The sequence below is a fragment of the Micromonospora sp. NPDC047756 genome, assembly GCF_055587245.1.
In genome coordinates, this window is record NZ_JBVJGQ010000009.1 from 251081 (window position 1) to 262275 (window position 11195).

Consider the following 11195-nt stretch of genomic DNA (forward strand, 5'->3'; position numbering starts at 1 on the left):
TACCTCCGGGTAACTTGGGGTGATCGGAGGAGCTTAGCGTCAGAACCCCCGACCCCGGCATAGGCGAATCCACCGGTATCCGTGGCCCGAGACCTTGACCGCGCCGAGCTTGCCCAGCTCTCCGTAGCCACGGTCGGCCAGCACGTCGATCGGCAGGTCGGCCTCCGGCTCAAGGCTGCTGAGGTCAACCTCGACGTCCTCGGTGCCAAGGTTGTGCACGAAGACCATCGTGCCGGTCGGCCCGTCGGCCCGGTGCGCGAGCACTCCGGCCGGCATCGCCACGTCGATGTGGGTGGTCGAGCCGGAGCCGATCTCCGGGGCCTCGCGCAGCGTACGGATCATGCGCTCGAACCAGGCGAGCAGCGACTTCGAGTCGCCGCGCTGGGCCGTGACGTTGACGTTCTGGTAGCCGAACTCACCCTTGTCGATCACCGGACGGACCAGCTTCTCCGGGTCCGCGGTCGAGAAGCCGGCGTTCGGCTGGTACGACCACTGCATCGGCGTACGGATCGCCTCACGGCCGGGCAGCGACAGGTCCTCGCCCATCCCGATCTCCTCGCCGTAGCGCAGCACCGGCGTGCCGCGCATGGAGAACTGGAGGGCGTACGCCAGCTCGATGTGCCGCCGGTCGTTGCCGAGCATCGGGGCGAGCCGGCGACGAATGCCCCGGTCGTAGATGCGCATGTTCTCGTCCGGGCCGAACTTCGCGTACACCTGGTTGCGTTGTTCGGTGGTCAGCCGGGACAGGTCGATCTCGTCGTGGTTACGCAGGAAGGTGGCCCACTGCCCGCCGACCGGCAGCTTCGGGGTGTCGCGCAGCGCCTCGATCAGCGACTCCGGGTCCTCGCGGGCCAGGGCGAGCATGAGCCGCCCGTTGAGCATGAAGTCGAACAGCATGTGGATCCGGTTGCCGGAACCGCTGGCGTCACCGAAGAACGTCGGCAGCTGGTCCGGCTCGACGTTCGCCTCGGCCAGCAGGACGGCGTCGCCGCGACGCCACTGGACGTGCTGGCGCATCTCGGTGAGGAACTCGAAGTCCTTCGGGGAGTTCGGGTTGCCCGGCTCGGTCAGCTCGATGATGAACGGCACCGCGTCCATCCGGAAGCCGGAGACGCCGAGCTGGAGCCAGAACGACATGATCTTCTTGACTTCGGCCCGGACCTGGGGGTTGGCGAAGTTGAGGTCCGGTTGGAACTTGTAGAACCGGTGGTAGAACCACGCCTTGGCGGTCCGGTCGTAGCTCCAGGTCTCGTCCTGCTCGCCGGGGAAGACCATGCCCTGGTGCCGGTCGGCCGGCTCGGTGTCGGACCAGACGTACCAGTCCCGGTAGGGCGAGTCGGGGGAGGAGCGGGCGGACTGGAACCACGGGTGCTCGTCGGAGGTGTGGTTGACCACCAGGTCGATGATCACGCGGATGCCCCGGTTCTGCGCCTGGTGCAGCAGCTCGGCGAAGTCGCCGAGGGTGCCGAAGCGCGGGTCCACGTTGTAGAAGTCGGTGGCGTCGTAGCCGTCGTCGCGGTTGGGTGACGGGTGGATCGGGTGCAGCCACAGGCAGGTGACGCCGAGGCGGGCCAGGTAGTCCAGCCTTCCGATCAGGCCACGGATGTCACCGACCCCGTCGCCGTCGGAGTCGGCGAACGTGTCGATGTCGAGGCAGTAGACGACGGCTTCGGAATACCAACGGTCACCCATGCCGAAGAAATCTCTCCAGTTGATCACCGTGGCAAACCAGCCGGACCGACCGGCGACCGCCGTGGGTTACCGTGCCCGTCATGGAGAACGACCTCGTACCGCCGAGCGAGTTGTTGGACTGGTCCCGGGGTAGCTGGCTGCACCCGCCGGTCCACGTCGAGCAGGGCCCGGCCGGCGAACTGGTGGTCGAGCCGGCGGCGGAGAGCGACTTCTGGCGGCGGACCAGCTACGGCTTCGTGCACGACAACGGCCCGGCCCTGCTGGCGCCGCTGCCGGTGGGCGCTGCCATGGAGGTGAGTTTCCGGCTCGACTTCTCGGCGCAGTTCGACCAGGCCGGCGCGTTCGTCCGCGTCGACGAACACACCTGGACCAAGGCGGGTGTCGAGGTGAGCGACGGCGAGGCGCAGCTCGGCGCTGTGGTGACCCGGGAGTTCTCGGACTGGTCGGTGGGGCCGGTGCCGGACTGGGCGGGCCGAGAGGTGACCGTCCGGGTCAGCCGGGCCGGGGACGCGCTGACCGTCCGCGCCCGGGTCGACGACGAGCCGTGGCGACTGGTCCGGCTCGCTCCGCTGGACCCGGCGGCCGAGGCCGTCGCCGGCCCGTTCTGCTGTTCTCCGTCCCGCGCCGGGCTGTCAGTGGTGTTCACTGGTTGGCGGCAGGGGCCGGCGGACACCGCGCTGCACCCGGAGGTGTAGATCGGGCCACGGTGGGTATGACCCTCCGATCCCCGACCGCCGACCGGAAGGACGACAATGGCGTACGCCCAGGCTGGCGACCCGTCCGAGTTCACCGGGTTGACCGGCTGGGTGGCCTCGGTGATCGAGGCGATGGGCCCGGTCGGAGTGGCCCTGCTGGTGGCGCTGGAGAGCATCATTCCGCCGATTCCCAGTGAGATCGTGCTGGCGCTCGCCGGTTTCCTGGCGCACGAGGGCGAGTTCAACGTCTTCGTCGTGGTGCTGGCCGCGACGGTCGGCTCACTGGTGGGCGCGCTGGTGCTCTACTGGCTGGGCGCGGCGCTGGGCGAGGAGCGGCTCAAGCGCTGGTTGGACCGCATTCCCCTGGTGGACAGCGACGATCTGGAAAAGGCCGACAAGTGGTTCGAACGGCACGGCCGGTGGGCGGTGCTGATCGGCCGGGTGGTGCCGGTGGTCCGCAGCCTGGTCTCGGTGCCGGCCGGGGCCAACCGGATGCCGCTGGGTGAGTTCATCCTGCTCACCACCATCGGCAGTGGGGTGTGGAACGGGTTGATCGTGGGGGCCGGCTACGCGCTGGGGAGCCGCTGGCAGGACGTCGAGCGCTACAGCGACTGGTTCAACTACGCCATCGCCGCGGTCTTCATTGTGATGGTGGTCAGTTGGGTGGTCCGTAAGGTCCGCAAGCGCCGGGATCGCGACGACCGGCGGTCGGTGACCGCCGGTCGCTGATCCGCGTCACCGCCTGCCGCCGGCGTCCTGACCGGACGCCGGCGACCGCGGTCAGGGCAGGGTGTCCAGGTGTGGTCCCACCGTGTTGGCGAAGCCGTTGCCGTTGCTGACGTCCCAGTTCACCGACCAGGTCATCGCGCCCCGGATGCCCGGGTAGGTGCGCGGCGGGCGGAAGCTGCCGCAGTTGGTGCCCCGGGCCAGGCAGTCCAGGGCGGCGTTGACCACGCTGGGCGCGACGATGCCGCCACCGGCCGCCCCAGCTCCGGCGGGCAGGCCGAGGCCGACCTGGTCGGGGCGGAGCCCGGCCTCCAACTGGATGCAGGCCAACGCGACGATGAAGTTCACGGTGCCCTGGCCGTACGCGGCGTTCTGGTCGCAGCCGAGCATCGCGCCGGAGTTGTAGTACTGGGTGTTGACGACGGTGAGGATGTCCTTGATGTCGAGCGCCAGCTTGAAGTAGCCGCCGGCCGGATTCTGCATGTCGATGGTCTGCGGCGCCATCGCGATGATCAGGCCCGATCCGATCTTGGCCCGCAGCGCGCGCAGCGCCTGCGCCATGTACGTCGGGTTGAGTCCGTTCTCCAGGTCGATGTCGATCCCGTCGAAGCCGTACCTGGCGATCAGCGCGGCGGCCGTGTCGGCGAACGCGGTGGCCGAGGCGGCGTTGTTCACGGTGACCCGGCCGGTCTCGCCGCCGACGGAGAGGATCACCCGCTTGCCCCGGCTGTGCAGGGTGCGGACGTCGGCGGTGAAGTCCGCGTCGGTGTAGCCGCCGAGCGAGGCGGCCAGTCCGGGGTCGACGCCGAAGGTGAGCGCGCCGGGCGTCGAGGTGGCCTCGGCGAAGGCCACCGCCACCAGGTCGTACTCGGTGGGGACGTCGCGCAGCCGCAGTTCGACCGCCGGGTTGTCGAAGTTGTGCCAGTACCCGGTGAGCAGGTGCTTGGGCAACCCACCGGTGGGCGGCTCGGTCGGCGGTGGGGTGGTCGGCGGGGGCGTCGTCGGGGGCGGCGTGGTGGGTGGTGGCGTGGTGGGTGGTGGCGTGGTGGGCGGGGTGCCGCCGCCGCAGGACGCGCCGTTGAGCTGGCAGCCGCTGGGCGAACCGGAGCCGCTGGCCAGGAAGCCGAAGGAGACCGACGCCCCCGGGGCGACGGCGCCGTTCCAGGACCTGTTGGTGAAGGTGTGCCGCTGGCCGGTGGAGCTGAGCAACGCGTCCCAGTAGCTGCCGAGGGTGGTGCCGGACGGCAGGTCGAAGGTCAGGTTCCAGCCGTTGATGGTCGAGCTGCCGCCGTTGGTGATCGTGTACTTCCCCTCCCAGCCCGAGCCCCAGTCGGCGGTCTTGACGAAGCTGGCGGTGGCACCGGCGGCGTACGCGGGCAGTGCCACCCAGGCCGCGCCGAGGGTGGCCGCGAGGGCGGTGACGAGGGACAGGACAAGGGATCTGGAGCGTTTCATGCGACCCTCCGGGCCCGGACGGGCATTTATGGACGTCAACGTTGCCGCTAATTATTAAGACAGTTAACTGTTTCTGTCCAGGGGTCGACGCGGAAGGATCGGGCCGCCCGTCGCGTGATCGCGCGGCGGGCGGCCCGAGGGGGTCGATCAGCGACGGAAGGTGAACCAGTTGACGTTGACGAAGTCGTTCGGCTGACCACTGGTGAAGGTCAGGTACACGGAGCGCCGGCCGGTCACCGCTCCCACGTTGCCGGGCACCGAACGCCAGCTCTGCCACCCACCGGTGTTGCCGATCGCGAAGCTGCCGATCGGCGTCGCGGTCGGGCTGCCCACCCGCACCTCGACGAGGCCACTCGCACCGCCACCCGCGCCGGAGGCGACCCGGGCCACGAAGTCGCGGGGCGAGGCGGAGCCGAAGTCGACATTGTCGTAGCGCACCCAGTCACCGTTGCGCAGCGCGGCGATGTTCTGCCCGCCCTCCGAGCACGCCTCGACGAGCACGCCGTTCTGCCCGTTGAACGACTCGGCCTGGATCTGGGCGTACGCGTCCCTCGTGCCACTGGGCGGCGGCGTGGTGGGCGGCGGGGTGGTGCCACTGCCGCGCTGGTACACCGCCACGTAGTCGACGAGCATCGGTCGACCGGGAACGGTTGCCGCGGTCGGCGTGCCACTGCCGGCCACGCCGTTCGGGAAGGCCCCGCCCATCGCGACGTTGAGCAGCAGGAAGTAGCCCTGGTGCGAGGTCATCTGCGACCAGGCGCTCGCGCCGACCTGGCTAGACGTGACGGTGTGGTAGAGCTGCCCGTCGACGTACCAGCGCAGTTGCTGTGGGCTGATCGAGGCGTCCCACTCGAACCGGTACGTGTGGAACGCGGACTGGCAGCTCGAACCCGGACAGGCTCGGGACGCGCCGAGGCCGTTGGACTCGTTGCACGGCCCGCCCGGCGCGACACCGCAGTGCAGCACGCCCCAGACCGAGTTGATGCCGTTGACGTTCTCCATCACGTCGAACTCACCGATGCCCGGCCAGTTCTGGTAGTTGCCCCGGTAGGGCGCGCCGAGGGCCCAGAACGCCGGCCAGTATCCGGCGGCCGCGGCGCCGGTGACGTTCGGCATCTGGATCCGACCCTCGATGGCGAGCACGCCGCCGGACGGGGCCTTGAAGTTGCTGCGCACGGTCTCGATGCGGGCGGAGGTCCAGCCGCCGCCGCTGTCGCGCAGCGGTGTGATCCGCAGGTTGCCACCACCGTCGTGGCTGACGTTGGCGGTGCTGGCGGTGTAGTTCTGGATCTCGCCGGTGCCCCAGTTGCCCGGACCACCGGGATAGCTGTGACCCGTGTCGATGATCCAGTTTGCGGACGACGGCAGGGTTCCGGCGGCGCCGGTGAAGTCGTCGCTCCAGACCGTGCTCCAGCCGGTCGGCGGTGGCGGCACGGCCGCCTGCGCGGTGACGGTGACGCCGGCCAGGACGGTGGTGGTGGCGACGAGCAGGACGGAGGCCAGCCGCAGCCGGCGTCGGACGAGTGGGGCGGCGGGGGCCGCCGAAGGAGGTGTCATGGACGTGCCTCTCTGCGGAGACGGGTCGAGAGAGCGCTCTCTCAGGGTTGTACGCCTCCGCCATGACATTTGTCAACGTCGATCTACTTCCTCGTTCGCCGACACCGCCTGCGGCCGCCGGAGCACCGCCTGCTCGGCCGCCGACCACACGCTCGTGGTGACCAGGTAGATCACCGCGGCGAGCGGCAGCACCAGCGCCACCAGCACGGTCGTGAACGGCAGCAGGGGCAGCAGCCGCCCGAGCACGGCCGCCCCCGGTCCCTCGGTCGGCGTACCGGCCACCGTGCCCACCGCCGCCGACGCCCGGCGGGCCCGCCGGGACGACCACCAGGCCACCGCCAGCAACACCGCCAGCAACACGGCGAAGAGCGGACCGGCCGCTCCGGTCAGCCCGTCGGTGAGATGGTGACCCAGGGGCACCCCGGCGAGACGCTCGTCCAGCAGCCCGGTGCCACCCTCGCTGGTGGTGAACAGCCGGTACAGGACCAGCAGGAACGGCGCCTGGAGCAGCAACGGCAGGCAGCCGGCGATCGGGTTCGCCCCAGCCTCCCGGTACAACGCGAACACCTCGCGCTGAAGCGTGGCCGGGTCGTCGGCGTACCGCCGCTGGAGATCACGCACCTGCGGGGCGAGGGCCGCGCGGCGTCGCTCGCCGCGCACCTGCACCACGGTGAGCGGCGAGATCAGCAGGCGGATGGCAACGGTGAAGAGCACGATGGCGGCGGCGGTCGCCATGCCGCCGGCCAGCGGTTCGAGCAGATCGGTGAGCCAGGACAGCGCGGTGCCGGCAGCGGCGACAGCGTCGTGCAGTGGTGCGAAGGCAAGCATGGGAAACCCCTCGGTCCGATTCCGGTGAAGCCCTCCCCTCCGGCGGCATCCGCTCAGCAAGGGGGGCCGGTGACGGCGGGATCGGCCGCGCGGCGGCGGGGCGCTACGCGGCCGAGGGGTGCCCGGGAGCGCGGGGACGGGGTCGACCGGCCGCATCCGGGTCGATCTGGCGGGGCATTCGGCGGCTTCGGGAGCGGGCCCGCAGGCCAGCCGACCGCGGCCCGGCACCGGGCGCGCCCGCCCGGTCGTGCACCCGGGCCGCGAGCACCACCGCGAGTAGCACCAGGGCGGTCAGCGCGGCACCCGTCAGCAGGTCGACAGGGCGGCCCGCCAGCAGGGTGAGCTGGGCGAACGCGGATACCACGCGACCCCGACATAGCCCAGCAGCACCGGCACGGGCTCAGCATAGGACGCCGTGTCACGTCGTCCGGCCGGATCGCCGGCGCGTGGGCCAAGAGGTTCCGCCGCCACGTTTCCCGGCATCGCCACGTTGGGTAACCAAACGACGGACCGACGCGGACGGACCGCGAACGGTAGGAACGGACGGGTGATGTCGATGACCGGTCAGGTGGCGGAGGCGCTCAGCGACAGGGCTGCGGCCACCGGGTTGCTCACCGTGGGTGTCGAGGAGGAGTTCCTGCTCGTCGACCCGCACACCGGCGCTGCGGTTCCGGCCGTGGACCTCGTCATGGAGCAGGTGCCGGCCGAACTTCGCGGGCAGGTGGAGCGGGAGTTCCAGACCAGTCAGATCGAGATCGGCAGCCCGCCCGGCCTGGAGCTCTCGTCGATCCGGCACTCCCTCGGCGTACTGCGTAAGGCGCTCTCCGACGCCGCCGAGCGGGCCGGCGTACGCCTGCTCGCCATCGGCACCGGCCCGGTCGACGGCCCGGTGCCACCGGTGGTCGACAAGCCACGCTTCGACCGGATGATCGAGCGGTTCCGGCTGCTCGTCCCCGGCCCCGGCAACAACGGCATGCACGTCCACGTCGGGGTGCCCGACCCGGACACCGGCGTGCAGGTGCTCAACCACGTACGGCCGTGGCTGCCGATGCTGCACGCGGTGACCACCAACTCGCCGTTCTCCCGGGGCGAGGACACCGGCTACGCCAGTTGGCGCTCTGTCGAGTGGGAGCGCTGGCCGTCGGTGGCGCCGACCCCGTTCCTGGAGTCGCACGAGCACTACCAGCGGTTGATCCGCCAGCTGATCTCCAGCGGGGTGATGCTCGACGAGGGGATGCTCTACTGGTACGCCCGCCTGTCGGCGAAGTACCCGACCGTCGAGCTGCGGATCGGCGACGTCTGCCCGTCGGTGGACGACGCGGTGCTGGTCGCCGCGCTGGTCCGGGCGCTCGTCGCCACCGCCATGGCGGATGTCGAGGCCGGCCGGCCGGCGTTGCAGACCGACCACCACCTGCTGGTCGGGGCGCACTGGCGGGCCGCCCATGACGGCCTGGAAGGCGAGGCCGTCGACGTCACGAACGGCGAGCTGCGCCCGGCCTGGGAGCTGTTGGACCGGTTCGTGGAGCGGATGCGGCCGGCGCTGGAGCAGCACGGCGACTGGGCCGAGGTGAACGACCTACTGGGCGGCTTGCGCCGGCACGGCAGCGGCGCGGCGCGGCAGCGTGCGGTGTTCGAGCGCACCGGCCGACTCACCGACGTGGTGCAGGACGTCGCACGGCAGACCCGCGGCTGATCACCGCGTGACAAGATGAGCCCGTGACGCAACGGCTGATCGTCATCGGCGGGGACGCCGCCGGAATGTCGGCGGCGTCCCAGGCCCGACGCCGCCGTGGCCGTGGCGACCTGGAGATCGTGGTCTTCGAGCGGGGCAACTTCACCTCCTACTCGGCGTGCGGCATCCCGTACTGGATCAGTGGCCTGGTGCCCGGCCCGGAGGCGTTGATCGCCCGCGACCCGGAGACGTTCCGCACCGAGTACGCGATGGACGTCCGGATGCGCCACGAGGTCACGGCCATCGACCTGGAACGCCGCGAGGTCGTGGCCCGGGACCTGACCGGCGGCGGCGAGGTCCGCGAACGCTTCGACGACCTGGTGTACGCCACCGGGGCGGTGCCGGTGAAGCCGCAGTGGGCGGTCACCGACGCGGACGGCGTGTTCGGCATGCAGACCCTCGACGACGGTGCGGCACTGCGGCACTGGCTGGACGCCGACCCGCAGCCGCGCCGGGCCGTGGTGGTCGGCGGCGGGTACATCGGCGTCGAGATCGCCGAGGCGCTGATCCAACGCGGCCTCTCGGTGATCCTGGTGGAAGCGGGCGAGCAGCCCATGGCGACCGTCGACGCCGAGATGGCCGAACTGGTCACCGAGGCCATGCGCGGCCTCGGCGTCACCATCCGCACCAGCCTGCCCGTGGTTGACCTGGAACAGCGGGACGGCCGGGTCTGCGCGGTGGTCACCGCCGAGGGGCCGATCCCGACCGACGTCGTGGTCCTGGGTCTCGGCGTACGCCCCAACACGGCGCTCGCCAAGGCCGCTGGGCTGCCCCTCGGACCGACCGGCGCGATCCGGGTGGACCGCCGGATGCGGGTGCCCGAGCACCCCGGCGTCTGGGCGGCCGGTGACTGCGTGGAGACCCTGCACCGGGTCAGCGGGTTGCCGGTGCACGTGCCGCTCGGCACGCACGCCAACAAGCAGGGCCGGGTCGCCGGGATCAACATCGGCGGCGGGTACGCCACCTTCACCGGCGTGATCGGCACGGCCGTCACGAAGGTCTGCGAGTTGGAGGTGGGCCGGACCGGCCTGCGCGAACGGGAGGCCACCGCCGCCGGCTTCGAGTTCGTCTCGGTGATCGCCGAGTCGACCAACCGGGCCGGCTACTACCCGGGCGCACGGCCGATGACGGTCAAGCTGATCGCCGAGCGCCCCAGCGGTCGGCTGCTCGGCGCGCAGATCGTCGGCTGGTCCGAGGCGGCCAAACGGATCGACACGCTGGCCGTGGCGCTGTGGAACGGCATGACGGTGGACGATATGACGCAGCTGGACCTGGGCTACGCTCCGCCGTACGCGCCGGTCTGGGATCCGGTGCTCATCGCTGCCCGAAAAGCGGTCGACGCGCTCGCCGCCCTCGACCGCTGACCCGCGCCCGCCGTGGAGGACCATCCCGTGACCCAGACCCCGACCCGGCCGACCGTGCGTCGGCGTCCCACGATGGTCGATGTGGCCCGTCGGGCCGACGTCAGCCTGAAGACGGTCTCCCGGGTCGTGAACGACGAGCCGGTGGGGCAGGAACTGGTCGGCCGGGTGCTGGCCGCCATCGCCGAGCTGGGCTTCCGACGCAACGACATCGCCCGTAACCTGCGCTCCCGGCAACTCAATGCCACCGTCGGGCTGTTGATCGAGGAGATCGCCAACCCGTTCTACGCGACCATCGCCAGCGTCGCCGCCGAGATCGCCGCCGCCCACGGCACCATGCTGATCACCGCATCGTCGGAGGAGGACCCGGAGCGGGAACGCGCCCTGCTCCAGGACTTCACCCAACGCCGCGTCGACGGTCTGCTGGTGGTGCCGGCGGGCCTGGACCACTCGTTCCTGCGCCGCGAGGTCGAGCTGGGCATGCCCGTCGTGTTCCTGGACCGGCCGCCGAAGGGGCTGCACGCCGACGCCGTGCTGTTGGACAACCGGGGTGGCAGCCACGCCGGGGTGAGCGCCCTGCTCGACGAGGGGCACCGACGGGTGGGGCTGCTGCTCGGCGCGCCCAGCGTGCCCACCATGCGGGAGCGGCTGGCCGGAGCACGGTCGGCGCTGGACGCCGCCGGGGTCGAGCCGGACGAGTCGCTGATCCGCGAGCGGCTCATCGCCCCGGAGGAGGCCGGCCGAGCCGTCGCCGCGCTGCTCGACCTCCCGGAGCCGCCCACCGCGTTCTTCTGCGCCAACAACCGGCTCACCGTCGGCGCGCTCCAGGAGCTGCACCGGCGGGGCAGTGACGCCGCGCTGGTCGGTTTCGACGACTTCGAGCTGGCCCACCTGATGCCCCGGCCGTTGACCGTCGTCGCCTACGACACGAGAGAGCTGGCCAAGGTGGCCACCGAACGCCTCTTCCAGCGAATCGCCGGAGACGACACCCCACCCGACACGACGGTCCTCCCCACCAGACTCCTCAAACGAGGCCTGACCTAACCCCGCCCCCGCCCTAGCCCTGCCCCGCCCCCGCCCCCGCGATCTTGCACTTACTGTTGGCCAATTGTGCGGATCGCGTCTTCTGCCGGGACAGAAAGTGCAAGA

10 protein-coding genes are annotated in these 11195 nt (G+C 71.0%); 5 read left to right on the forward strand and 5 right to left on the reverse strand.

Features of this window, described 5'->3' with window-relative positions; genetic code table 11:
* Positions 1 to 39: 39 nt before the first annotated feature.
* Entirely contained in the window at positions 40 to 1692 is a 1653-nt protein-coding gene (locus ACZ6NZ_RS28800) for an alpha-amylase family protein (protein WP_465861134.1), read from the reverse strand.
* An 80-nt stretch (positions 1693 to 1772) separates the two neighbouring features.
* On the opposite strand from ACZ6NZ_RS28800, the gene ACZ6NZ_RS28805 reads away from it, so the two are divergent.
* Both ACZ6NZ_RS28805 and ACZ6NZ_RS28810 read left to right on the forward strand, forming a co-directional pair.
* Positions 1773 to 2387, forward strand: coding sequence for a DUF1349 domain-containing protein (locus tag ACZ6NZ_RS28805; protein ID WP_465861055.1), 615 nt, complete (start codon positions 1773 to 1775; stop codon positions 2385 to 2387).
* 57 nt (positions 2388 to 2444) lie between these two features.
* Positions 2445 to 3116, forward strand: coding sequence for a DedA family protein (locus ACZ6NZ_RS28810; RefSeq protein WP_465861056.1), 672 nt, complete (start codon positions 2445 to 2447; stop codon positions 3114 to 3116).
* A gap of 51 nt (positions 3117 to 3167) precedes the next feature.
* Here the strand turns inward: ACZ6NZ_RS28810 and ACZ6NZ_RS28815 are convergent, their stop codons facing one another.
* From ACZ6NZ_RS28815 to ACZ6NZ_RS28830, 4 genes are all read right to left on the reverse strand, one after another.
* Entirely contained in the window at positions 3168 to 4568 is a 1401-nt protein-coding gene (locus ACZ6NZ_RS28815; protein WP_465861057.1) for a chitinase, read from the reverse strand.
* Between the two features lie 147 nt (positions 4569 to 4715).
* The gene (locus ACZ6NZ_RS28820; protein WP_465861058.1) at positions 4716 to 6125 is read right to left on the reverse strand and encodes a carbohydrate-binding protein; all 1410 of its coding nucleotides are present in this window, start codon (positions 6123 to 6125) and stop codon (positions 4716 to 4718) included.
* Between the two features lie 72 nt (positions 6126 to 6197).
* A complete protein-coding gene (locus tag ACZ6NZ_RS28825) occupies positions 6198 to 6953 on the reverse strand; it encodes a YidC/Oxa1 family membrane protein insertase (protein WP_465861059.1) in 756 nt (251 codons plus the stop codon).
* A gap of 103 nt (positions 6954 to 7056) precedes the next feature.
* Positions 7057 to 7317, reverse strand: coding sequence for a DUF6412 domain-containing protein (locus ACZ6NZ_RS28830; RefSeq protein ID WP_465861060.1), 261 nt, complete (start codon positions 7315 to 7317; stop codon positions 7057 to 7059).
* 192 nt (positions 7318 to 7509) lie between these two features.
* Between ACZ6NZ_RS28830 and ACZ6NZ_RS28835 the strand changes: the two genes are divergently transcribed.
* The 3 genes from ACZ6NZ_RS28835 (at position 7510) to ACZ6NZ_RS28845 (ending at position 11090) form a co-directional block, all read left to right on the forward strand.
* Positions 7510 to 8646 carry a carboxylate-amine ligase gene (locus ACZ6NZ_RS28835; protein ID WP_366608000.1) on the forward strand — a complete coding sequence of 379 codons (1137 nt, stop codon included), beginning with the start codon at positions 7510 to 7512 and terminating at the stop codon, positions 8644 to 8646.
* 23 nt (positions 8647 to 8669) lie between these two features.
* Positions 8670 to 10049, forward strand: coding sequence for an FAD-dependent oxidoreductase (locus tag ACZ6NZ_RS28840; RefSeq protein ID WP_465861061.1), 1380 nt, complete (start codon positions 8670 to 8672; stop codon positions 10047 to 10049).
* 72 nt (positions 10050 to 10121) lie between these two features.
* Positions 10122 to 11090 carry a LacI family DNA-binding transcriptional regulator gene (locus ACZ6NZ_RS28845; protein ID WP_465861135.1) on the forward strand — a complete coding sequence of 323 codons (969 nt, stop codon included), beginning with the start codon at positions 10122 to 10124 and terminating at the stop codon, positions 11088 to 11090.
* Positions 11091 to 11195 lie beyond the last annotated feature (105 nt).